Below are 23,889 nucleotides of genomic sequence, written 5' to 3' on the forward strand. Positions count from 1 at the left end.
GTAATTTCTGCTGGCGGCAGCACGGCTGACTCTGTTGTCACATGTCAGTACTGCATGTCACTGCCAATTCCATCGGGTCGTTCGCCGCACTTGCCGGTGTGCGGACCGCAATGTCTCCAATCAATTGTTCCAGGATTCGGGCTGCGCTGAGCAGTTCGAAGTCGCCCCGCGGTTTTCCCAGTAACTGAAGACCAACCGGGCGCCCATCGCAAGTGGTGCCGATCGGTACCGAAATGCTGGGGCAGCCTGTCAGTGAAAGTACAAAGGTGAGGTACATCCAGTCCAGATAGGAAGTCTGCGCGGTACCTTCACGATTGTCCGGAAAACGCTGCGTCACCGGGTAGGGGGCCACCGATGCGGTGGGGCAAGCCAGGATGTCGTGGGTCTCGAAGTATCGCGTCAGACGTATGAACAACTCTCCGCGCAAGCGTTCGGCATGCGCCAGATCGGCACCGTTTTGCTGCAGGCCTTTTCTGATGTCGCCGATAATTTCCGGGCACACGCGCTGGTGGCCGATCTGGTAAAGCGAGCCGCGAACGATGGTGATCAGGTTGGCGCTCAAGGTTTGAAAGGCTTCGAAGCCACCGGTGAAATCAGGATGAGCGTCATCTACTGCGGTCCCGGCATCAGCGAAGATAAGCGCGGCGTTTCGGCATAAACGGTCGACTTCCGGTTCGACTTCTCCGAGGCCCAGATTGCCGGTGTAGCCAAGCCGTTGCGGCGCTCGCGGAGCTCGTACTGCATTCGCATAGGGGATGGCGGGGGGCGGCCACGACAGCGGATCGCGGGAGTCGAAGTAGGATTGTGCGTCCAGCATCAGGGCCACGTCTGCTACGCACCGGCCCATCGGGCCCTCGACCCACAAGGTATCAAATGGCGCCAGTGAGGTTGGTCGCGGCACCCGTCCGGTGCTGGGGCGCATGCCGACGATGCCGCAATAGCTGGCAGGAATCCGCACACTGCCGCCGATATCGTTGCCGGTTGCCAGCCAGATCATGCCGGAGGCGAGGGCGGCAGCCGAACCGCCGGAAGTGCCGCCGGCAGTCAGTTCGGTATTCCAGGGGTTCAAGGTAGAACCGAACAGGGTGTTGAATGTATTCGTGCCGGCGAACTCGGGCACATTCGATTTGGCAATGGCAATCGCGCCGTTTTGTTCCAGATTGGCGACGGTCAGATCCGAGCGCTTGGCGATATTGTCGGCATAAATCGGCGAGCCGTAGGTGGTCGGTGAGCCAGCGACATCGTTGTAGTCCTTGATGGCAATCGGCAAGCCTCCCAGCCAGCCCGGTTTTTCCAATTCGGCGGCGGTTGCCGGCTTGAGCGCGCGGGCAATGACACGGGCTTGTTCAAAGCGGCGGATTGGCAGGGCATTGATGATCGGATCGATGGCTTCGATGCGACTGATGGCCGCCTCGACCAGATCGACGGGCGATATCTCGCGTTTTCTGAGCAAGTCCACGGCAGCGCTTGCGGTGAGGCTGCATAAACCGCCGGCGGCGGTCGCGAGTAATCCCCGCTGCATTGAAGAATGCGACATGAAAATTCCCCCCTTGCATTTATAGTTTTTGTGCGTGGCAGTTTGAGCTGTCCGCAAATGCAGGTTAACTTAGGGTGCGCAAATAGGGAAATCACATTTTGAGATGGCAGTCGGAAAACAGAATGCATCTGGTGTTTTGACGGCGTGGCGAACTGATTCTGAACGGGGCGGGGATTGTCGGGGCGTTGCCCTGGTCCGCAATCAATGGCACCATGTCCGGCTGTGGCCAGTCTTGCGTCTTCGCATTATCCGGGGCGGGCAGGAATAGAGAATTCAAGGCAGAAGCATGGGGCGCGGCGCATTCCCGGTCGGCAACATCGCAAATACTCGTGTTGTCAGGCTGTCGTCAGCAGTTTACTTGCCATCAAGAAAATTCGTAATAATTTGTAAGAGTTGGGAATTTTTTGAGTTTTCCTTATCTCCATTGAACAGGTTCGATGTAAAAGTTACCGTCACAGAGGTAAAACAGTCGTGCCATGGCAACATCCGGTCTGACTGTTACATTTTTTCACAACAGATTTAGTTTGTGAAATGGCAACTTTTAATCGTCATTCCACATGGAAATTTATTTTCTTTGGGAAATGTTTTTGTGTGGAATTGTTGTATATATCAAGGCTTGCAGCCGGATTAATTTCTTCAAAAAAATTAGTTTCCAATTATTGTAGGACTAACACCTACAAATTTTGTCGGTAGTTGTCCCACATAAAATACCGACAGGCACTAATTCCCTGCTATGCTCCGCGCCATCAGAATCGGCTTACCGGTAAGAAAATGTAACCGGTAGTAAGCAGTTTTGAGTTTGGGGGCTAAATGAATACAAATGACATGATGGCGGAAATCCGCGATGCCAATCTGAGCTATCTGATGCTCGCGCAGCAGATGATCCGATCCGACAAGGCCACTGCAATATTTCGCCTTGGCATCAGCGACGAGATCGCTGACATGATTCTGGGATTGAGCAATGCGCAAATTCTCAAACTGGCAGGCACCAATATGATGCTGACCCGGTTCCGGTTTGACGACGGTTCAATTCTCGGCATGCTCACCAATTACAATAAAGACAAGAATCTCGCCCAATCGCATGCTGCCATTTTGATGGCTTGCCAGCCAGTCGAGCAAATTTCCTAGCTTAAATATCTGTGTTTTCAGGCGGTCGGGGCTGCTTCAGTCAACCAGCCGGGGGTGTGCGGCGTTGTCCGTTTCTGAATCAAGTCTTTGAACAGCATAAGCTGCAACGAAAAATATCGGGGTGAAACATGGCGAAGAAAAGCGTGGTAACAGAGGCGCAAGAGATTCAGTTGGCCATCGAGCTGATCAATCTGGGCGCACGGTTGCAATTGCTGGAGTCGGAAACTTCGCTGTCAAGGGAGCGTTTGCTGAAGCTGTACAAGGAATTGAAGGGTGTCTCACCGCCGAAAGGCATGCTGCCTTTTTCAACCGACTGGTTCATTACCTGGCAACCGAACATTCACTCCTCGCTGTTCATCAATATTCACAAATATCTCATCGAATACGCAAAAATCTCCGGCATCGAAGCCGTCATGAAAGCGTACAAACTTTATCTCGAACAGGCCGGGCAAGTAGCAGAGGGCGATGAGGCCGTATTGTCGCTGACCCGGGCGTGGACGCTGGTACGGTTTTTTGAGAGCAAAATGCTGGCGACGACGCCATGCAGCAAATGCAGCGGTCACTTCGTCGTGCATCGCCTCGATCTTCATCAGGATTATCTGTGCGGTCTGTGTCACATGCCTTCCCGGGCCGGGAAAACAAAAAAAGCCAAGGATGCAGTCGCGTTGTCGTTGCGCGAAGCAATGGCAATGGAAGCCGTTGCCTGATTTCTTTTTCATGTATTGCGGCTCTGCGCGCATCTGAGTCGTGGAGAGTCGCATGAAGCAGGAACGCAGGCCGCTGTTGCAGGCTCCCGCAGTGCAGGCATTATTCGTGTTGTGCATCAGTTTCATGCTGGCGCTGGTCGCCAGTCAAATCTTCGGTCGCGTCGCCGGCTTCGTACTTTCCCCTTTGATCTTCTCCGTCTTGCATGGTGCGCTGGCGGCACTGATTGCGCGCTGGCGTCGCATGGCCAGCTGGTGGCCGGTCATGCTGTTCCTTTTTCCGATCGCCGTGTTGCTGGTCAATGCCTTGCACTTGCCGCCGGCGCTGTTTCTGGGCGGCTTTCTGTTTTTGTTGTTGTTGTTCTGGTCGACCTTTCGCAGTCAGGTACCGTTTTATCCATCTGGACGTCCGGTATGGGATGCCGTCGCCGGCTTGCTGCCGTCAGGCCGGCCATTGCGCGTGATTGATATTGGCAGCGGTTTGGGGGGCGCGGTATTGCATCTGGCGGCGCAGCGACCTGACAGCACTTTTACCGGTATCGAGCTGGCGCCGTTGCCGTGGCTGGTGAGTCGTCTGCGCGCGCGTTTGTTGCACAGTCGCGGCAATTTTATTCGCGGCGACTATACGCGCCTGGCATTTGCCGATTACGACGTGATTTTTGCGTATCTGTCGCCGGCGGCAATGACCGCCTTGTGGCAAAAAGCTGCGGCTGAAATGCGGCCTGGCAGTTTGCTGTTGAGTTATGAATTCCCGATCCGCGGCGTTCCGCCTGATTTTCAGGTGCGGCCGCAGGAACGTGGTCCGATTTTGTTCGGATGGCATATGGGCGGCAAGCGTTAGTCGTGTTACATTTCGCGCGCACTTTTATCAAGTTTTTATGTTTTCTGCCGTAATTGGAAATGAAAGACACCTTTCTGACATGTATTCAATCGTTTGCTTCACCCGATTGCATGTAATCTGAATCAATGTAAAAACTGAACGCCACTGGGACGGGAGCAGGCACTTGCTAGTCATAATTGGATATATCATCGTCATGGCATCCGTCTTCGGCGGATTTGCGATGGCCGGAGGACACCTCGGGGCATTGTTTCAGCCTATCGAGTTGCTGATGATCGGGGGTGCCGCAGGCGGTGCTTTTCTGGTCGGGAACAATACGAAGGCCATCAAGGCGACGTTAAAGGCTTTGCCTACCGTTTTCAAAGGATCGCGTTACACCAAAGCGTTGTACATGGAGCTGATGGCGTTGCTGTTCGAGATTCTGACCAAATCGCGTAAAGAAGGTCTGATGTCGATCGAAGGCGATATCGAAGAGCCGGAAGCCAGTCCCATCTTCAGCAAATATCCCGGTGTGCTCGCGGATCATCATCTGATTGAATTCATGACCGATTACCTGCGCCTGATGGTGTCGGGGAACATGGATGCATTTCAGATTGAAAATCTGATGGACAACGAAATTGAAACGCATCATCACGAAGGTGAAATCCCGGTGCATTGCATTGCCAAGCTCGGTGACGGTATGCCGGCATTCGGTATCGTGGCAGCGGTGATGGGGGTGGTGCACACCATGGAATCGGTGGGTATTCCGCCATCTGAACTGGGTATGCTGATTGCGCATGCGCTGGTCGGTACCTTCCTCGGTATTTTGCTGGCATACGGCTTCGTTGGTCCGCTGTCGAGCTTGCTGGAACAGAAGCTGCACGAATCCACCAAGATTTATCAGTGCGTCAAAGTGACGTTGCTGGCCAGTTTGAACGGGTATGCACCGGCACTGTCGATCGAGTTCGGCCGCAAGGTATTGTTCTCGACTGAACGTCCTTCCTTCCTTGAGCTGGAAGAGCACGTGAAACAGTCCAAAGGCAAGTAATCCAGCATGACCGATAACCAGCAGGAGTAGAGACATGGCCGACGAAGGGCTACGTCCCATTATTGTCAAACGCATCAAAAAGGGTGGCGGCGGCCACCATGGCGGCGCATGGAAAATTGCCTACGCCGACTTCGTAACCGCGATGATGGCGTTCTTTTTGCTGATGTGGTTGCTTGGCTCCACGGCCAAGGGCGATCTGAACGGGATTGCGGAATATTTCAAAACACCGCTCAAAGTGGCGATGGCCGGCGGCTCCGGCAGCGGTGATGCCAATACCGTGATTCCCGGCGGCGGCAAGGACTTGACGCGCCAGGACGGACAGTTGCGCAAAGGCGAAAATGACACCGTCACCAAGCGCAGTCTGCGGGCCGCACAAGCCGAACTGGAAAAGGCCGAGCGCGCACGGCTGGATGATCTGAAGAAGCGGATCGAGCAGGCGATTGAAGCCAGCCCGACCTTGAAACAGTTCAAGAATCAACTGCTGCTGGATATCACGACGGAAGGGTTGCGGATCCAGATCGTGGATGAAAAGAACCGGCCGATGTTTGCGTTGGCGAAGGCGGATTTGCAACCGTACACCAAAGATATTCTGCATGAAATTGGTAAAACGTTGAATGACGTACCGAATAAAATCAGTTTATCCGGACATACTGATGCCACCCCTTATGCCAGCGGTGAAAAGGGCTACAGTAATTGGGAGTTATCGGCTGACCGTGCCAACGCTTCGCGGCGCGAGCTGATTTCCGGCGGCATGGATGAGTCCAAGATGTTGCGGGTAGTGGGGTTGTCATCGGCGGTGTTGCTGGATAAAGAAGATCCGTTCAACCCGATCAATCGCCGCATCAGCATCATCGTGATGAACAAGAAGGCCGAGGAACTGGTAGAAAAAGACAGCGGGTCGCTGGAAGTGACCAACGAGTCCGACATCAAAGATGGTTTGACGACGTCGGAAAAACGTTAGGTGGCAGACAGGATGCTGTAATGGAGGTGCCGTTAGTGCGGCGCGGGATCACCGGACATGGATGTTGCGCCGGCCCGGTTTACTAGGAGGGCTCGTATGCCGACAAAGAGAATGCTGCATGAGCTTAAACGCTTGCTGCTTGATACGGCAAGCGGCGGCAGCAGGCAACTGACTGAAGTCGAGTCTGATCTGGTGCAAACGAATATTCTGCTGGGCGAAGCGATTGAAAAGCTGGGTGCCAGTTTTGTGGATTTGCACCAGGCAGTGGTCACTCAGCAGCAGGCAGTGGAGTTGGTGATGGGGGCCGGTACGGGCATCACCGATGACGATATCGAGCAATTGAAAGTGATTCAGGTAAAGATCGATTCGCACGTGAATGCCGCGGTGACCGGGTTGCAGTTTCAGGATATGACCAGTCAGCTGCTTGAGCGTATCGTGCGACGGGTGATTGGCCTGCGCGATGCACTGGGCGTGCTCAGTGCGAACAGTTTCGAGATCATGCCGGATGCCGTGCAGCCTGCGGAAGATCTGGAAAATCTTTTGAAAAATACCGTAGAAGCGATGGAGCAGCGGTTCGCGGAGCTGGAGAGCGGCATCTGGAAAACGGTGCGTCAGACCCGCATGGAAAGCGGCGATGTCGAGCTGTTTTAGATCGGGATGCAACACGATCTGCCGTTTCCTCGCGAATGCTCAGGTATATTTGCCGAATAAGCCAATTTACACTGTGCCCGCTGGTGGTTTTTGCTGAAGGATGCGGCATAATGAATTCTGTAATTTATACCCGCAAATGAAGAACAGGGAGTAACAATGTCTAAAACAATTCTTGCGGTAGACGATTCAGGGTCGCTGCGCCAGATGGTCGTGTTCAGCCTCAAGGCGGCAGGCTATCAGGTGACGGAAGCCGTGGACGGCCAGGATGCGTTGGATAAAGCCAAGATGCAGACATTCGATCTGGTATTGACCGATCAGAACATGCCGCGCATGGATGGTCTTACGCTGATACGTTCGCTGCGTGCGTTGACCAGTTATCAACGGATACCGATTTTGATGCTGACCACCGAGTTCAGCGATGAAATGAAAGCCAAGGGGAAGGCGGCAGGAGCTAACGGTTGGCTGGTCAAGCCGTTCGATCCGCAGCGGCTGACGGAAGTAGTCAAGAAAGTCATTGGCTAGTGTTAAATAATCAACGATAAAAATACACGTAAAGCATCTATGACGGAGCCCAATCATGACCATTGATATGAGCCAGTTTTTCCAGGTGTTTTTCGACGAGGCCGAGGAGGGCCTTGCCGAAATGGAAAAGCTTTTGCTGGCCGTCAATGTGTCGGATCCAGATTCAGAAGATTTGAACGCGGTATTCCGCGCTGCCCACTCGATCAAGGGCGGCGCCGCCACGTTTGGCTTGTCCGATCTGGCAGAAATCACGCACGTGCTGGAGTCCCTGCTGGATCGTATCCGGCAGGGAGAGATGGCGTTGACGGCGCAGCATGTCGACGCCTTTCTGGCCGCCAAGGATATTCTGAAATCGATGCTGGACGGTCATCGCCATGGCGCGGTGGTCGATCAGGAAGCCGTCGCCGACGTGCGCATGCTGTTGCAATCGTTATCCAAGGGCGCCACGGTTCAGCCGAAAGGTGCAGCGCCGCAGCCGCTGGTGGGGCCTGGCGGTGTGCATCGCTACCGGATCGAATTGCCGGCCGTGTCGGAGCGCGACGCTGAGGCACTGGCCCAGGAAATGACGCTGCTGGGCAAGCTGGAGAAAAGCAAGTCGGAGGACGACCATTGGGTGTTTGTGCTCGATACGGCACAAAGCGTCGACGATATCGTGGCCATCTGCTCCTTCATCGTCAATGCCGATGATCTGAAGATTTCGCAGGCGGTGGCTGCGCCCTCGAAGGAAGAGCAGCAAGGTTACGGATTTTTTGCACCGTTCGTGCCGCTCGATGCCACGGATGAAGAGCGTGGTTACGGATTCTTCGCGCCGTTCGTGCCGCTCAATGCGACTGACCGTGAGCGCGGATATGGCTTTTTCGAGCCCTTCGTTCCCTTGCATGATACCGACAAGCCGAAGCCGGCCGAAGTCGAGCGCGAAACTGAAGAGCATACGCTGCCACTGACCGAGGCCGTCGAGAAAAAAGCCGCCAAGGCCGATGGCAAGCCGGCGGCACATGAATCTTCATCGATCCGGGTCGGCGTGGAAAAGGTCGATCAGCTGATCAATCTGGTCGGCGAGCTGGTCATCACGCAAGCGATGATCGAACAGCGTACCGGTGCGCTGGATCCGATGCTGCACGAGCATTTGCTCAACAGTGTCAGTCAGCTGACCCGCAATACGCGTGACCTGCAAGAATCGGTCATGTCGATTCGCATGATGCCGATGGATTATGTATTTTCGCGTTTCCCGCGCATGGTGCGCGATCTCGCGACCAAGCTCGGCAAGCGCGTGGAGTTTGTCACGCATGGCGCTGCGACCGAACTCGACAAGGGGCTGATCGAACGGATTGTCGATCCGCTCACGCATCTGGTGCGCAACAGTATCGATCACGGCATCGAGTTGCCGGAAGCGCGTCTGGCGGCAGGCAAGACGGATTACGGTACCTTGTCGCTGTCGGCCGAACATCAGGGCGGCAACATCATCATCGAAGTCACGGATGACGGTGGCGGTCTCAATCGCGACAAGATTCTGGCCAAGGCGCGGCAACAGGGAATGCCGGTGTCCGACACCATCAGCGACGGCGATGTCTGGCAACTGATTTTCGAGCCCGGTTTTTCCACTGCCGAACAGGTCACCGATGTGTCCGGGCGCGGGGTTGGCATGGATGTGGTCAAACGCAATATTCTGGCCATGGGCGGTGCGGTCGATATTCGTTCCAGCAAGGGTTTTGGCACCACGATCTCGATTTCGCTGCCATTGACGCTGGCGATTCTCGATGGCATGTCGATCCGTATCGGCCACGAGATTTATATTCTGCCGCTCGGTTATGTGGTCGAGTCGTTGCAACCGGCGACCCAGGACATCAAGGACATCAGCGGGCAAGGGCAGGTGATCAAGGTGCGCGGCGAGTATCTGCCGTTGATTCCGCTGTATCAGATTTTCAATATCGAACCGACCTTCACCGATCCGTCGCAGGGGCTGGTGGTAATCCTCGAGTCGGATGGCAAGAAAGCTGCATTGTTCGTGGATGATCTGGTCGGGCAGCAACAGATCGTGGTCAAGAATCTGGAGTCGAACTACCGCAAGGTTGCCGGCATTTCCGGTGCGACCATTCTGGGTGACGGCGGCGTTGCCTTGATTATTGATGTTGCCGCATTACTGCGTTCAAGCAGGCAATTGAGTGACGAATCCGTATTTTCCTGATTTTTTATAAGGGCCATTATCATGTCAGACAATATCTCGAAAAACATTTCCGGCTTTGGTGAAAAGGCCGACAGCGCAGGAAATGAATTTCTTGCCTTCACCCTGGGGAAGGAAGAGTACGGTATCGATATCCTGAAGGTACAGGAAATTCGCGGCTACGAAGCCGTTACCCGTATCGCCAACTCGCCGGATTTCATCAAGGGTGTGGTCAATCTGCGCGGCATCATCGTGCCGATCGTCGATATGCGCATCAAGTTCAATCTGGGCGAACCGACCTATGATCAGTTCACGGTCGTGATCATCCTCAACATTTCCGGTCGCGTGGTCGGCATGGTGGTCGACAGCGTATCGGATGTGATTACCCTGTCGCCGGAACAAATCAAGCCGGCTCCTGAAATGGGAACGACCTTTGATTCCGATTACCTGATCGGTCTGGGAACACTGGATGAGCGCATGCTGATTCTGGTGGATATCGACAAACTGATGTCGAGCACTGACATGGGATTGATCGAAAAACTGGCAGCCTGATACTGCCGCTGACAGAGTCGCCGCATGCGGCACTCTGCCATGATCTGGACATATGCCGCCTGGCTCAGCGGCATGTGTCCATTTTTTTTGCATCAGGGCTGAGCAGCCCTGAGCGTGCCGGCGTTAGTGAAAGTGCTCGGTACTGGCCGGCATGTCTTCCGGCATTTCGGCGTGCACCAGATCACCGTCAGGATTCGGGAACAGCGGCGTGCCGCAATCATCACAAAACTCCATGGCAAACCGTTCTGCATGCAGCTTGACGTGCACGATGCCGCATTCACGCAGAGCCGAAAGAATTTCTTCAATCGGTGTACGCGGCAGCGTTTCATCGGCCACTGACGGCGGCATCATGTCATTGCCATCTTCCTGTTCATACAGCGGCCAGACAATCCCGTAGACCACATTGTCATCTGCGCCCAAGGTGAAGCCAATGCGGTACTCATCGAGCGGGCCACCGAGATCTTCGCCGAATCCGCCGATGCTGGCGTGCAGGTCGCTGGAAGCGATATCCAGCGTTTGCGTCAGGTAGTGATCAGCGGCACGAATCGCTGCCGGACGAATCCGTTTATCCGCTTCGCGGCAGGCAAAATAGTAGGCTTGCGGCAGCAGCAACTCGACATTGCAACCGGGCAGGAAACGTGTCAGCAGCGGCGTTACCTGGGTATTCCACGCCTCCATGGCGGCACTCTTTTCAGTCGCGAATTGCTGTGGATTCTCCACGCTCTGCCAGCGAAACATCGGGTGCCCGGCGGGTGTGGCCACGGCGGCGATCAGGTAACGCGTATCGGCCAGAAACGGTGCCGTCGGCGTTTGTTCGGTGGTAGCGGACAGCGCGGTTTTGTTCAGTGCGGCCAGGCCCATGCGCTGGGTCAGGGCAAACACTTCTGCGTGATGACGCGGCAGTTGTTCGATCGCATGCAGGGTTGGCGAGATTGCCAGTTGCACGCCGGGCGCCAGCAGATGTGCGTGCATGTGCGCGAACAGGGCGTTGGTGATGTCGCCGGGCATGGTGCCGGAGGCGATTGAAAAGCGGGTCCATGCCAATACCGGCAAGGCCAGCAATTGCACGTCGTAGTGCACGCCGTTATGCTCCAGCGAGCAGGATTCACTATTGGCCTCGACTGCTTCGACCAGCACATCGTAGGCATCCAGATCGTTCTTGAACAAGTTGTCCAGCGCAGCATCGATGAGATCCTGATGACTGCTTTTCAATTGTTTGTGAAGCAGGTTGTCCAACGGTTTTTCCCAGGCACGTTCTTCCAACCTGCTGGAAGATTGCGCGATAGCCTGAGAAAAAGAGATCAGTCGCTGACTGTCTGCAGAAAGCTTGGGGGAAAGGCGTTTGGCAGGGCGGCGCATGATGATATTGACAGTCTGGTAATGAAGGCCTCTATTGTAGTTGATTCACTCGCGTGCGATGAGAATCTGCTAAAGAATCCATGACCATCTGCAAGAGTGCTGGCGCAATGGCCCAGACGGCCACCTGCAATACCGGACGGCAATAAAAAAACGCCGGACGAGGCCGGCGTTTTTTTATCTCTCGCCATGCTGCTGGCGAGAGGAGTTGTTGCTGCTGCCTGAAACTTAAGCAGCCAACAACTGACGCAACACAAATGGCAGAATGCCGCCGTGCTTGTAGTAGTCGACTTCGATTGGTGTATCGATGCGCAACAGCAGTTTGACTTCCTGCGTTTCGCCATTTTTGCGATGGATCACCAGCGTCGCTTCCTGTTGTGGCTTGATTTCACCTTCCAGGCCCTTCAGGTCGAATGTTTCTTCGCCTGTAATGCCCAGCGTCTGCACGCTGTCGTTGCCAAGGAATTGCAGTGGCAATACGCCCATGCCGACCAGGTTGGAGCGGTGAATGCGTTCGAACGAACGGGTAATCACAGCCTTGACGCCCAGCAGTTGCGTGCCTTTGGCGGCCCAGTCACGGGACGAACCGGTACCGTATTCTTCACCACCGAACACCATGGTTGGTACGCCGTCGCCGATGTACTGCATCGCTGCATCGTAAATCGACTTTTCTTCGCCGCTTGGCTGATGAATGGTCACGCCGCCTTCGACGCCAGGAACCATCAGGTTCTTGATGCGAACGTTGGCGAAGGTACCGCGCATCATGATTTCATGGTTGCCGCGGCGCGAGCCGTAGGAATTGAAATCAGCCTTGAGTACGCCGTTGGCCAGCAGCCATTTGCCTGCCGGGCTGGTGTCCTTGATCGAACCGGCCGGGGAGATATGGTCGGTAGTGATCGAGTCGCCGAACACGCCCAGTGCACGGGCACCGGTAATGCCGGTGGCAGCTGCCGTCGGTTGCTCGGTGAAGTTTTCGAAGAACGGTGGTTCTGCGATGTAAGTCGACTTCGGCCAATCGTAGACTTCGCCGGCGGCGACGCCCTTGATCTGTTCCCACAGCTTGCCTGGTGCGCCCTTGACGTCGGCGTAGTTTTCCTTGAAGGTCTTGGCATTCATCGCAAACTTCAACAGCTTCTCGATTTCCTGCGAAGTAGGCCAGATGTCGCCCAGGAAAATTTCCTTGCCGCCCTTGCCCTTGCCGACCGGTTGTGTCATCAGATCGACATTGACGTTGCCAGCGATGGCGTAAGCCACAACCAACGGTGGCGATGCCAGGAAGTTGGAGCGGATGTTCGGGTGAATACGCGCTTCGAAGTTGCGGTTACCCGACAACACGGCCGACGCCACGATGTCGTTCTTGGTGATCGCTTCGTTCATTGCCGGTGTCAGATCGCCCGCATTGCCGATGCAAGTGGTGCAACCATAAGCGGTCACGCCAAAGCCCAGTTTTTCCAGGTATGGCAACAGGCCGGCTGCTTCCAGATACTTGGTCACGACACGCGATCCTGGCGCCAGCGAAGTCTTGATGTGCGGCGATACCTTGAGGCCTGCTTCGACCGCTTTCTTCGCCAGCAAACCGGCTGCCAGCAATACGTTCGGGTTCGATGTATTGGTGCAGGAAGTGATGGCGGCAATCAGCACGTCACCATTCTTGACCTTGACGCCGTCGGTGTTGGTGTAAGTCGCATCCAGATCTTCGATCTTCTTGTTGAAGCCGTTTTCAGCTACTGGCTTGACGAACAGTTCAGCAAAATTGGCCTTGACGTTACCGATTTCGATACGGTCTTGCGGGCGCTTCGGACCTGCCAGCGATGGTGCCACGGTACCGAGGTCGAGCGACACTTCGTTGGTGTAGTCGATGTCGCCAGCTTTTGGAATGCCGAACAGGTTCTGCGCCTTGAAGTAGGATTCGAACGCGTCGATTTCTGCCTTGGTGCGGCCGGTGCCCTTGAAGTAGCTGATGGTAGCTTCGTCGACCGGGAAGAAACCCATGGTGGCGCCGTATTCCGGTGCCATGTTGGCGATGGTGGCACGGTCTGTCAGCGACAGCGAGCGGGTACCTTCACCGAAGAATTCAACAAACTTGCCGACGACCTTGGTCTTGCGCAGCAACTCGGTAATGGTCAGCACCAGATCGGTTGCCGTCACGCCTTCGCGCAACTGGCCGGTCAGGTTGACACCGACCACGTCAGGTGTCAGGAAGTACACCGGTTGGCCCAGCATGCCGGCTTCGGCTTCGATACCGCCGACGCCCCAGCCGACTACGCCGATACCGTTGATCATCGTGGTGTGGGAGTCAGTGCCGACCAGTGTGTCAGGGTAGTACACGCCGGTCTTGTTATGGACGCCGCGTGCCAGATATTCCAGATTGACCTGGTGGACGATACCGAAGCCTGGTGGCACCACGCCGAACGTGTCGAATGCCTGCATGCCCCATTTCATGAACTGATAGCGCTCGTTGTTGCGCTGGAATTCCAGCTTCATGTTCAGATCCAGCGCTTTTTTCTCGCGGAAGTGATCAATCTGCACCGAGTGGTCGACCACCAGATCAACTGGTACCAGCGGTTCGATGTTCTTCGGGTTCTTGCCCAGTTTGCTGGCGACGTTGCGCATTGCGGCCAGATCGGCCAGCAGTGGCACACCGGTAAAGTCTTGCAACACGACGCGTGCCACGACGAAAGGAATTTCGTCAGTGCGGGCGCCAGTCGCGCTCCAGCTGGCGAGTTGCTTGACGTGTTCTTCCGTTACTTTTTGGCCGTCGCAGTTACGCAATACGGATTCCAGCACGATACGGATCGACACCGGCAGGCGGGAGATGTTGATGCCAAGCTTCTTCTCCAGTGCAGGCAGTGAATAGAACTTGCCTTTCCTGGATCCGGAAATCTTGAATTCCTTTAGGGTGTTCAATGTATTGCGGGACATGGCCTCTTCTCCTTAAATTGCAGATGATATTGATAGTTTGTTAGCGCGACGAACGTAGATCCGTCGCAAATACGGGACTGCGTGATGCAAATGCTTTTTATATTGCGGTGACGACGTTTTCAGCTTTTTGGGGCAGCGGCTGCAGCAGCTCCGGCGGCATTGGTTTGTTCAACATTTTTGCATTCGTTGGCCAGTTGCTGTCCCTTTTTCGAGTCCAGCAAAATGCCCTTGGCAGGAATGCCGATCCAGACCAGTCCGACCTTGCGGTTTTCAAAACGGTTGGCGCCGGTGGTGGTGGATACGCGAGTCAGGCGGTTGATGCGCTTGTTCCAGCGAATCGCAATGTGCTTGTCGTCGGCATCGTTCTTGTAAATGGTCAGCTTGTTGCCGAGCTCGCAATCAAATTCTGCCGACTTGGTGCCGCCCATATCCGGCTCGAATTCATCATCTTCGGCATCGGATGAAAACGCCATTTTCTCAGCTGGAGCAGCTGCTGCTTTTGGCGCTGCCTTTTTTGCGGGCGCTTTTTTCTTGACCGTCTTTTTGGCCGGCGCCGCGTCAGTGGTCTGGGCGTAGGCTTGCGGCATCGCGGTGGCAAACAGCGCGCCGAGAAGCGTCAGTGCGGTCAGGTATTTTTTCATGGTGATCATCAATGCTGGGTAGTTGAAGTGGGAGAGGACGGTGGCTGGAACCATTGCTTTACCGCCTCGGTCAGTGGTGCGCCGGCGGCATGCGCGCGCTGCAAAATGCACCAGTAATAACGATAGCTGGCCCGATCATGCAACACGCCGTGATGCTGGATCGGCCCCCATTGCACACTGCTGGCTTTCTGCAAAATCTGTGTGGCTTCATCGATTTCCTGGCTGGCGGGCGACAGCGTGCTGACAATCGATCGGATCTGATCCGGATGGATACTCCACATCCGGGTGTAGCCAAATTCGGTGGCGGCACGACGGGCGTCGTCGATGACGGTGGCCGGATTCTTGAAATCGGTGGTGACGTTGTGCGACGGCACCTTGCCATGCGCATGGCAGGCAGCAGCGATTTCCAGCTTGGCGCGCGCTACCAGCGGATGATTGAACTGTCCCGGTGAGCGCATGGCGCTGCCAGGAATGGCGCCGTTGTGTGCGGAAACGAAATCCATCACGCCAAACGACAACGATTGCACCTGGGGCAGGGCAGCTATCTGCCGCACATCGGCCAGTGCGCCATGAGTTTCGATCAGTACATGCAGTGGCAGCGCTGTGCGCCCGGCCGGCTGGCTGTAGTGATTGATGGTGGTTAATGCGGTGAGTACATCTTGCAGTCCGTCGGCCTTGGGCAACATCAGATATGCCAGTCGCGGTGCTGCGATGCTGCAAATGCTTGCCACGTCCTGCGCGAAAAACGGACTGCCGACATCGTGAACGCGGGCGCCGATGCGCCCGAAATGGTTGTCGTCGCCGGCAGCCAGATCTGCCACCAGCCGGGCGTGTGCCGCTTCGTTGCCGGCGCTGGCACCATCTTCGCAATCGAGTGTGATATCGAACAACGGGCCAAGTTCTTGTTGCAGGGCGATCGACTTGCGCATCAGTTTTTCCGAACCGGCGTAATGATCACAAACCGGTAACGAAACCGGTTGTCGGGTGCCTGGGAACAAGACCTGGGTGGGGTGCATTGCTGCTGTATTCCAAATGTGGATTGGCAGTTTAAGCTGCGGCGGTTCAATCCTGGGATCGCACTGCGCGGTTTGCTTATCCGGCGCTTCCGAAAATCTAAAAATAAATGCGCGGCGGCAAGTTGCTGCCGCCGCGCCGGCGGCCAGAATCAGCCTACCAGATGCTTGACGCCTTCGCGCTCTTCCAGCAATTCCTTGAGCGTGACGTTGATGCGCTCTTGCGAGAATGCATCAATTTCCAGGCCTTGAACGATCTTGTATTCGCCATTCTCGGTAGTCACCGGGAAGCCGAACATGGTGCCTTCAGGGATACCGTAAGAACCGTCGGAAGGGATACCCATGGTGGTCCACTTGCCGTTGGTGCCCAGCACCCAGTCACGTACGTGATCAATGGCAGCATTGGCAGCCGAGGCGGCCGACGACAGACCGCGTGCTTCGATGATCGCTGCGCCGCGCTTGCCGACTGTTGGCAGGAACACATCCTTGTTCCAGTCGTGATCGTTGATAGTGTCTTTGACCGATGCGCCGTCAGCCGTTGCATAACGGTAGTCAGCGTACATGGTTGGCGAGTGATTGCCCCAGACGAACAGTTTTTCGATCGATGTTACCGGCTTGCCGATCTTGGCTGCGATTTGCGACAGTGCGCGGTTGTGATCCAGACGCAGCATGGCGGTGAAGTTCTTGGCCGGCAGGTTGGGGGCCGACTTCATTGCGATGTAAGCATTGGTGTTGGCCGGATTGCCGACCACCAGTACCTTGACGTCGCGCGAAGCGACAGCGTCCAGTGCCTTGCCTTGCACGGTGAAGATTTGGGCATTGGCTTCCAGCAGATCTTTGCGTTCCATGCCTGGGCCGCGCGGACGGGCGCCAACCAGCAAGGCAACGTCGACATCCTTGAATGCGGTCAGCGGATCGCTGTGGGCAGTTACGCCAGCCAGCAGCGGGAAGGCACAGTCATCAATTTCCATGATGACGCCCTTGAGCGCTTTTTGTGCTTTTTCGTCAGGGATTTCCAGCAATTGCAGAATGACCGGCTGATCTTTGCCGAGCAGGTCGCCATTGGCGATGCGGAACAGAAGGGAATAACCGATTTGACCGGCGGCGCCGGTGACGGCAACACGCTTGGGGGCTTTAGCCATGTTGAATCTCCAAAGTGGTGATAGAAAGCGGTTCAATTGCTGCGAAGCTGTCTGCGTTTGTCCGTCGATCAGAGACGCGGTGCAACTTCTTGCCGTTATCCGTAAAGATATTGGCATTACTTCGTATTCTTGCAGAGCCTGTCATCATACCGATGAAACAGCGGCGAGTCAGTTTGTTTCGCGCATTTCATGCCGGCCGCCGGGGCCGGGATTGCCTTGCAAACTGATTCGCATTTTGTTTGGTCGGTTGTGCGCGCGACAAAATGCAATTCCGCAAAATGATGTGCGCGAGTTTAGGCTTGCGTTTGCAGGATGTCAATCACAATCCTATATCTTATATAAGACATATTATTGCGTAGTTTGTACTGGACGGGGAGGGGTGTTTTGTGTTGAAATCCGGGGTTATGAGCTCCATCCTGCCCAATTTGAATAATGGCGACGCGCAAAGCGTGGGCGTCAGTGTCGCCGGAGCATCTCCTACCTTCAGTCCCCTCTATCAGCAAATCAAGGCGCTCATCACGCAGCGGCTTGAGTCCGGTGAATGGAAACCGGGTGAGTTGATTCCCAGCGAAGTCGAACTCGGCAACCGTTTCAAGGTGAGCCAAGGGACCGTGCGCAAGGCAATCGATGAGCTGGCTGCCGAAAACCTGGTGGTGCGGCGGCAAGGCAAGGGTACTTTTGTTGCGACGCATCATGAAACCCATGCGCAGTTCCGTTTTTTGCGCCTGATGCCGGATGTCGAAGGGCCGCAACGGGCTGACAACAAGATCATCGAGGTCAAGCGCATGCGCGCGCCGGCAGAAGTGGCGCGCCAGCTTGATATCAAGTCGGGCGACTCCGTCATTTTCATCAAGCGGGTAAAATCCTTCAACGGCGTGCCGACCATTCTGGAAGACATCTGGCTGCCGGGGCTGATGTTCAAAGGGTTGACCGCCGAGCGTCTGATTGAATACAAAGGGCCATTGTACGGCCTGTTCGAAACCGAGTTCGGTACGCGCATGATCCGCGCGGAAGAACAGATTCGCGCTGTCGGCGCGGATCAGGAATCGGCTGAGTTACTGGGAGTGGCACTGCACGCTCCCCTGTTAAGTGTTGATCGTGCTTCATTTACCTACGGCGACAAGCCGGTGGAAATGCGTCGAGGCTTGTATTTGACGTCGAGTTATCACTACCAGAGCGAGTTAAGCTGATCTGATCCTTCCGTATCCAGCGGCTCGTGTTTCGGGGCCGCCTGTCAAGCGATTATATTTATTGCAAAGCAGAATAAGTGTTGGTGATGGTTCGCGAAATAAGCGAAAATTGCAGGATTGTTTTAAATCTGAGGAGAACCTTGTTATGTCAGAAGCCGCCAAGCCGCAACGGCCACAATTTCGTAACATACACATTACCCAACTTGCTGGTTACCGTCTGCCGCTGGCCGGCGTGGTGTCGTTTTTGCACCGCATCAGCGGTCTGCTGATGTTCCTGATGTTGCCGTTCATCCTGTATCTGCTGGATAACAGCTTGCTGTCCGAAATTTCCTTCGAGTATTTCCGCGGCTTCACCACACACTGGTTCGTCAAACTGATCATTCTGGGTCTGTCCTGGGCTTACCTGCATCACTTCTGTGCCGGCATTCGCCATCTGATCATGGACAACCACATTGGTCTGGATAAAGTCAGTGCACGCAAGTCCGCTGCCAGTGTACTGATCGTGAGTCTGCCGCTGGCTGTGCTGGTGGCGTTGAAATTGTTCGGAGTATTCTAAAATGGCAAACAATAATATCGGACCAAACCGACTGGTCGTCGGGGCGCATTACGGCCTGCGTGACTGGTTGGCGCAACGCGTAACGGCAGTGGTGATGGCGTTGTACACCGTCATCCTGCTGGTGACCTTCCTGACTGGTTCCAACTTCAGCTATGAGGGCTGGGCCGGTCTGTTCACACATCAATGGTTCAAGATCGCTACCTTCGTCGCATTCATGGCGCTGTTTTATCACGCCTGGATCGGTGTTCGTGACATCTGGATGGACTACGTCAAACCAGCCGCTCTGCGTCTGGTACTGCAAGTTGCCACGATCCTGTGGCTGATCGGTTGCGCCGGATGGGCGGCGCAGATTCTGTGGAGAGTGTAATCGTGGCTGCTATCAAATCCACAATCCCTACCCGCCGCTTTGATGCGGTCATCGTCGGCGCCGGCGGTTCCGGCATGCGTGCTTCGCTGCAACTGGCTGAAGCTGGTCTGAACGTCGCGGTGTTGTCCAAGGTTTTCCCGACCCGTTCGCATACGGTTGCCGCGCAGGGCGGTATCGGTGCCTCGCTCGGCAATATGTCGGAAGATAACTGGTACTGGCACATGTTCGACACCGTCAAGGGTTCGGACTATCTGGGTGACCAGGATGCCATCGAGTTCATGTGCCGTGAAGCGCCGAAGGCGGTTTACGAGCTGGAACACTTCGGCATGCCGTTTGACCGCAATCCCGATGGCACGATTTATCAGCGTCCGTTCGGCGGCCATACTGCCAACTTCGGCGAAAAGCCGGTGCAACGCGCCTGTGCTGCAGCCGACCGTACCGGTCACGCACTGCTGCATACGCTGTATCAGCGCAACGTGCGCGCCAAGACGCATTTCTTTGTCGAGTGGATGGCAATCGACATCATCCGCGATCAGGAAGGTGAAGTTCTGGGCGTGGTTGCGCTCGAAATGGAAACCGGCGAAGTGATGATGCTGCAAGCCAAGACTACCTTGTTCGCCACCGGCGGTGCAGGTCGTATCTGGGCCGCATCGACCAATGCCTTCATCAATACCGGTGACGGTATGGGGATGGCGGCACGTGCCGGCTTGCCTTTGCAGGATATGGAATTCTGGCAGTTCCACCCGACCGGTGTTGCCGGTGCCGGTGTGTTGATTACCGAAGGCGTGCGCGGCGAAGGCGGCATCCTGATCAACAGCAACGGTGAACGTTTCATGGAGCGCTATGCGCCGACCCTGAAGGATCTGGCGCCACGCGATTTCGTGTCGCGTTCGATGGATCAGGAAATTAAGGAAGGTCGTGGCGTGGGTCCGCACAAGGATCACGTGTTGCTGGATCTGCGTCACATTGGCGCCGAAACCATTCAGAAACGTCTGCCGTCGATTCTGGAAATCGCACACAAGTTCGCCAACGTCGATGCTACCAAGGAACCGATTCCGGTCGTTCCAACCATTCACTATCAAATGGGCGGTATTCCGACCAACGTGTATGGCCAGGTTGTGGCGCCGAAAAACGGTTCGCAAAAAGAAGTGGTGCAGGGCATGTACGCCATCGGCGAATGTGCTTGTGTATCGGTGCACGGCGCCAATCGTCTCGGTACCAATTCGCTGCTGGATCTGGTGGTGTTCGGTCGTGCTGCCGGCAATCACATTGTCGAAAGCAAGTTGCAGGATCGCAGCCACAAGCCGTTGCCGGCCGATGCTACCGATTTCGCGATGGAGCGTCTGGCACGTCTGGAAAACAGCACCGGTTCCGAGCGCGTGCAGGACGTGGCCAACACGATCCGCGCCACCATGCAGCACTACTGCGGCGTGTTCCGTACCGACGAATTGCTGCAACAGGGCTACAAGGAAATCATGGAGCTCGATGAGCGCCGCAAACATGTTTCGTTCAAGGACAAGTCCAAGGTCTTCAACACAGCACGTGTAGAAGCACTGGAACTGGACAACCTGATCGAAACCGCCAAGGCCACCATCACTTCGGCTGCAGCGCGCAAGGAATCGCGCGGCGCGCACGCACATCGCGATTACGAACAGCGCGACGACGTCGAATGGCTCAAGCACACATTGTGGTATTCCGAGGGGAATCGTCTCGACTACAAGCCGGTCAACATGAAGCCGCTGACTGTCGAAACGTTTAAACCTAAAGCACGTACTTTCTAAGAGGTCAGATGATGACACGTACCCTGAAATTCAAAATTTATCGCTACGATCCGGACAAGGACGACAAGCCGTACATGCAGGATCTGACCGTTGAGCTCAAGCCAACCGACAAGATGTTGCTGGATGCCTTGCAGCGCATCAAGTCCGACGTTGATGATTCACTGGCGCTGCGTCGCTCGTGCCGTGAAGGCGTGTGCGGTTCCGACGCCATGAACATCAACGGCAAGAACGGTCTGGCATGCACCACCAACCTCAACGAACTGAGCGAGCCTATCGTACTCAAGCCGTTGCCAGGTTTGCCGGTGATCCGCGATCTGATCGTGGACATGACCAACTTCTTCAAGCAGTATGATTCAGTCAAGCCATACCTGATCAATAACAACATTCCGCCTGAAAAAGAGCGTCTGCAATCGCCCGAACAGCGCGAAGAGCTCGATGGTCTGTACGAGTGCATTCTGTGCGCCTGCTGCTCGACATCGTGCCCGTCGTTCTGGTGGAATCCGGACAAGTTCGTCGGTCCGGCCGGTTTGTTGCAAGCCTACCGCTTCATCGCCGACAGCCGCGACGAAGCCACCGGTGACCGTCTCGACAATCTGGAAGACCCATATCGTTTGTTCCGTTGCCGTTCGATCATGAACTGCGTCGATGTCTGCCCTAAGGGTCTGAACCCCAACAAGGCCATCGGCAAGATCAAGGAACTGATGGTGCGGCGCGCGATTTAAGCCGTATCCTGCGCGGGAGCCCGGTGCTCCCGCCGTCTGCCTGCCAGCTGGCGGGCAGTGATTTTCAAGTCTGTATCTTGTAGAAGTGAATTGAATCCATGTCCCTGAACCATCAAGACGATCCGGCTAAACGAGCCCGCCTGCGCTGGCGTGCGCGTCGTGGTTTGCTGGAAAACGATCTGATCCTGACGCGCTTCCTCGATGCCAATGAAGCCGCCATGACGGACGATGAGGTCGATGCGTTCTCGCGCCTGATGGATTTGCCGGACAATGACCTGATGGATTTGCTCCTTGTCCGCAAAGAACCTGAAGCAGCAGTAGACTTGCCTCAAGTCCACGCCTTGCTGAAAAAATTGCGTATTGCCTGATCACGCTTCGGTCAGCATTTGTTCAAACGCAACCCGTGTTGTGTACTTTAAGCGGTTGGTTTGCGATTTTTGTTTAACGATTCATCATCTCAGCTGAAGGAATAGCTATGCCCACCTCCGATATAAAAGCGACCTTGTCGTTTTCCGACGGTACTCCATCCCTGGATTTCCCGGTCTACAAGGGCACCATTGGCCCGGACGTCATCGATATCCGCAAGTTGTATGGTGCTACCGGCAAGTTCACGTATGACCCGGGCTTCATGTCGACTGCCGCGTGCAATTCCTCGATCACCTATATCGACGGCGACAAGGGCGAGCTGCTGTACCGCGGCTACCCGATCGAACAACTGGCGGTCAATTGCGACTTCCTGGAAACCTGCTACCTGCTGTTGCACGGCGAACTGCCGAATGCAAAGCAAAAGGAAGACTTCGTCGGCACCGTGACCCAGCACACCATGGTCCACGAGCAGATGAACTTCTTCTTCCGCGGTTTCCGTCGTGACGCCCATCCGATGGCCGTACTGACCGGTTCGGTCGGCGCGTTGTCGGCGTTCTATCATGACTCGCTGGACATCAGCAATCCGGTGCACCGTGACGTGTCGGCGATCCGCATGATTGCCAAGCTGCCGACGCTGGTGGCGATGGCATACAAGTACAACATCGGTCAGCCGTTCGTGTATCCGCGCAACGACCTGTCGTACAGCGCCAATTTCATGCGCATGATGTTCGCCAATCCGTGCGAAGAGTACAAGGTCAACGAAGTGCTGGTCCGCGCGCTGGACCGCATTCTGATCCTGCATGCCGATCACGAGCAAAATGCATCGACTTCGACCGTGCGTCTGGCCGGCTCGTCGGGCGCCAATCCGTTTGCATGTATCGCAGCCGGTATTGCCTGCCTGTGGGGTCCTGCTCACGGCGGCGCCAATGAAGCTGCATTGACGATGCTGGAACAGATCGGTTCGGTCGACAAGATTCCTGAGTTCATCAAGCAGGTCAAGGACAAGAACTCCGGCGTCAAGCTGATGGGCTTCGGTCACCGCGTCTACAAGAACTACGATCCACGCGCCAAGCTGATGCGTGAAACCTGCTACGAAGTGCTGAACGAACTCGGTCTGCATGACGATCCATTGTTCAAGCTGGCAATGGCATTGGAAAAGATTGCGCTGGAAGACGACTACTTCGTGTCCCGCAAGCTGTATCCGAACGTCGACTTCTACTCCGGTATCGTGCAACGTGCACTGGGCATCCCGACTTCGATGTTCACCTGCATCTTCGCAATGGCGCGCACCGTCGGCTGGATTGCGCAATGGAATGAAATGATTTCCGATCCAGAGCAAAAAATCGGTCGTCCACGTCAATTGTTCGTCGGTTCGCCAAAGCGTGACGTTGTTGCCATCGACAAGCGCGGCTGATTAGCAAGTCATGAACAAGCGGCAGGGCAACTGACGCTGTTTGTTCCCAAAAACGATCTGTTCACTTCGGTGCCCAGATCGTTTTTTATGTCCGTTTTGCATCACGCCGGGCGGCAGTTGTTGCGCGCCGGCGGATGTCCGGAGACGGTGTGGTTTGCTGCGTGTGCGTGGTGTTGCGTGCCATTTGAAGCGGGAAGGTGGATGTTATATGTGTGTTGCCGAATGTTGCAGAGCGGCGCACAAGATGGCAAGGCATCAACAAATCAAAAAAACAGCGATTCCCTAAATTTATTATGGATATACGGCTATAATCGCGGCTATGCTGGCTGGATAAATAA

The 23,889-nt window shown here is 55.4% G+C and carries 22 protein-coding genes; 16 read left to right on the forward strand and 6 right to left on the reverse strand.

Going from position 1 to position 23,889, the window contains the following annotated elements:
- Positions 1 to 37: 37 nt before the first annotated feature.
- The gene (locus tag AKL27_RS06490) at positions 38 to 1,537 is read right to left on the reverse strand and encodes an amidase (RefSeq protein ID WP_232310920.1); all 1,500 of its coding nucleotides are present in this window, start codon (positions 1,535 to 1,537) and stop codon (positions 38 to 40) included.
- A gap of 810 nt (positions 1,538 to 2,347) precedes the next feature.
- On the opposite strand from AKL27_RS06490, the gene flhD reads away from it, so the two are divergent.
- The 9 genes from flhD to AKL27_RS06535 all read left to right on the forward strand — a co-directional run bounded on the left by flhD (position 2,348) and on the right by AKL27_RS06535 (position 10,081).
- A complete protein-coding gene (gene flhD / locus AKL27_RS06495; protein WP_050461986.1) occupies positions 2,348 to 2,665 on the forward strand; it encodes a flagellar transcriptional regulator FlhD in 318 nt (105 codons plus the stop codon).
- 128 nt (positions 2,666 to 2,793) lie between these two features.
- Positions 2,794 to 3,372, forward strand: coding sequence for a flagellar transcriptional regulator FlhC (gene flhC, locus AKL27_RS06500; protein ID WP_050461987.1), 579 nt, complete (start codon positions 2,794 to 2,796; stop codon positions 3,370 to 3,372).
- A 52-nt stretch (positions 3,373 to 3,424) separates the two neighbouring features.
- Complete coding sequence (locus tag AKL27_RS06505) at positions 3,425 to 4,210, forward strand: class I SAM-dependent methyltransferase (protein ID WP_050461988.1); 786 nt, start codon at positions 3,425 to 3,427, stop codon at positions 4,208 to 4,210.
- A 163-nt stretch (positions 4,211 to 4,373) separates the two neighbouring features.
- On the forward strand, positions 4,374 to 5,234 hold the full coding sequence (gene motA, locus AKL27_RS06510) for a flagellar motor stator protein MotA (RefSeq protein WP_050461989.1): 861 nt from the start codon (positions 4,374 to 4,376) through the stop codon (positions 5,232 to 5,234).
- A 34-nt stretch (positions 5,235 to 5,268) separates the two neighbouring features.
- Positions 5,269 to 6,195 (forward strand): flagellar motor protein MotB, encoded by a 927-nt coding sequence (gene motB, locus AKL27_RS06515; protein WP_050461990.1) that lies wholly within the window; start codon positions 5,269 to 5,271, stop codon positions 6,193 to 6,195.
- A 96-nt stretch (positions 6,196 to 6,291) separates the two neighbouring features.
- On the forward strand, positions 6,292 to 6,846 hold the full coding sequence (locus tag AKL27_RS06520; RefSeq protein WP_050461991.1) for a hypothetical protein: 555 nt from the start codon (positions 6,292 to 6,294) through the stop codon (positions 6,844 to 6,846).
- A gap of 156 nt (positions 6,847 to 7,002) precedes the next feature.
- Positions 7,003 to 7,368, forward strand: a complete 366-nt coding sequence (locus AKL27_RS06525; protein ID WP_050461992.1) for a response regulator — start codon at positions 7,003 to 7,005, stop codon at positions 7,366 to 7,368.
- A 55-nt stretch (positions 7,369 to 7,423) separates the two neighbouring features.
- On the forward strand, positions 7,424 to 9,553 hold the full coding sequence (gene cheA / locus AKL27_RS06530) for a chemotaxis protein CheA (protein ID WP_050461993.1): 2,130 nt from the start codon (positions 7,424 to 7,426) through the stop codon (positions 9,551 to 9,553).
- Between the two features lie 21 nt (positions 9,554 to 9,574).
- Positions 9,575 to 10,081 carry a chemotaxis protein CheW gene (locus AKL27_RS06535; protein WP_050461994.1) on the forward strand — a complete coding sequence of 169 codons (507 nt, stop codon included), beginning with the start codon at positions 9,575 to 9,577 and terminating at the stop codon, positions 10,079 to 10,081.
- Between the two features lie 123 nt (positions 10,082 to 10,204).
- On the opposite strand, the gene AKL27_RS06540 is transcribed toward AKL27_RS06535, so the two are convergent.
- From AKL27_RS06540 to AKL27_RS06560, 5 genes are all read right to left on the reverse strand, one after another.
- Positions 10,205 to 11,440, reverse strand: a complete 1,236-nt coding sequence (locus tag AKL27_RS06540; protein WP_050461995.1) for a DUF2863 family protein — start codon at positions 11,438 to 11,440, stop codon at positions 10,205 to 10,207.
- Positions 11,441 to 11,665: 225 nt separating this feature from the next.
- Positions 11,666 to 14,359, reverse strand: coding sequence for an aconitate hydratase AcnA (acnA, locus tag AKL27_RS06545; RefSeq protein WP_050461996.1), 2,694 nt, complete (start codon positions 14,357 to 14,359; stop codon positions 11,666 to 11,668).
- Between the two features lie 119 nt (positions 14,360 to 14,478).
- Complete coding sequence (locus AKL27_RS06550; RefSeq protein WP_050462122.1) at positions 14,479 to 15,000, reverse strand: hypothetical protein; 522 nt, start codon at positions 14,998 to 15,000, stop codon at positions 14,479 to 14,481.
- 8 nt (positions 15,001 to 15,008) lie between these two features.
- Positions 15,009 to 16,016 (reverse strand): HpcH/HpaI aldolase/citrate lyase family protein, encoded by a 1,008-nt coding sequence (locus AKL27_RS06555; protein WP_050461997.1) that lies wholly within the window; start codon positions 16,014 to 16,016, stop codon positions 15,009 to 15,011.
- Between the two features lie 149 nt (positions 16,017 to 16,165).
- A complete protein-coding gene (locus AKL27_RS06560) occupies positions 16,166 to 17,155 on the reverse strand; it encodes a malate dehydrogenase (protein WP_050461998.1) in 990 nt (329 codons plus the stop codon).
- A gap of 404 nt (positions 17,156 to 17,559) precedes the next feature.
- Between AKL27_RS06560 and AKL27_RS06565 the strand changes: the two genes are divergently transcribed.
- The 7 genes from AKL27_RS06565 to gltA all read left to right on the forward strand — a co-directional run bounded on the left by AKL27_RS06565 (position 17,560) and on the right by gltA (position 23,551).
- Entirely contained in the window at positions 17,560 to 18,345 is a 786-nt protein-coding gene (locus AKL27_RS06565) for a GntR family transcriptional regulator (RefSeq protein ID WP_050461999.1), read from the forward strand.
- Between the two features lie 145 nt (positions 18,346 to 18,490).
- A complete protein-coding gene (gene sdhC, locus AKL27_RS06570; protein WP_050462000.1) occupies positions 18,491 to 18,901 on the forward strand; it encodes a succinate dehydrogenase, cytochrome b556 subunit in 411 nt (136 codons plus the stop codon).
- A gap of 1 nt (position 18,902) precedes the next feature.
- Positions 18,903 to 19,268 (forward strand): succinate dehydrogenase, hydrophobic membrane anchor protein, encoded by a 366-nt coding sequence (gene sdhD, locus AKL27_RS06575; protein ID WP_050462001.1) that lies wholly within the window; start codon positions 18,903 to 18,905, stop codon positions 19,266 to 19,268.
- A gap of 2 nt (positions 19,269 to 19,270) precedes the next feature.
- Positions 19,271 to 21,049 carry a succinate dehydrogenase flavoprotein subunit gene (sdhA, locus tag AKL27_RS06580; protein WP_050462002.1) on the forward strand — a complete coding sequence of 593 codons (1,779 nt, stop codon included), beginning with the start codon at positions 19,271 to 19,273 and terminating at the stop codon, positions 21,047 to 21,049.
- A gap of 11 nt (positions 21,050 to 21,060) precedes the next feature.
- Entirely contained in the window at positions 21,061 to 21,771 is a 711-nt protein-coding gene (locus tag AKL27_RS06585; protein WP_050462003.1) for a succinate dehydrogenase iron-sulfur subunit, read from the forward strand.
- A 98-nt stretch (positions 21,772 to 21,869) separates the two neighbouring features.
- On the forward strand, positions 21,870 to 22,139 hold the full coding sequence (locus AKL27_RS06590) for an FAD assembly factor SdhE (protein WP_050462004.1): 270 nt from the start codon (positions 21,870 to 21,872) through the stop codon (positions 22,137 to 22,139).
- Between the two features lie 107 nt (positions 22,140 to 22,246).
- Positions 22,247 to 23,551 (forward strand): citrate synthase, encoded by a 1,305-nt coding sequence (gene gltA, locus AKL27_RS06595; RefSeq protein WP_050462005.1) that lies wholly within the window; start codon positions 22,247 to 22,249, stop codon positions 23,549 to 23,551.
- Positions 23,552 to 23,889 lie beyond the last annotated feature (338 nt).

Origin of the sequence: Herbaspirillum autotrophicum (assembly GCF_001189915.1) — a bacterium.
GTDB lineage: Bacteria > Pseudomonadota > Gammaproteobacteria > Burkholderiales > Burkholderiaceae_D > Herbaspirillum > Herbaspirillum autotrophicum.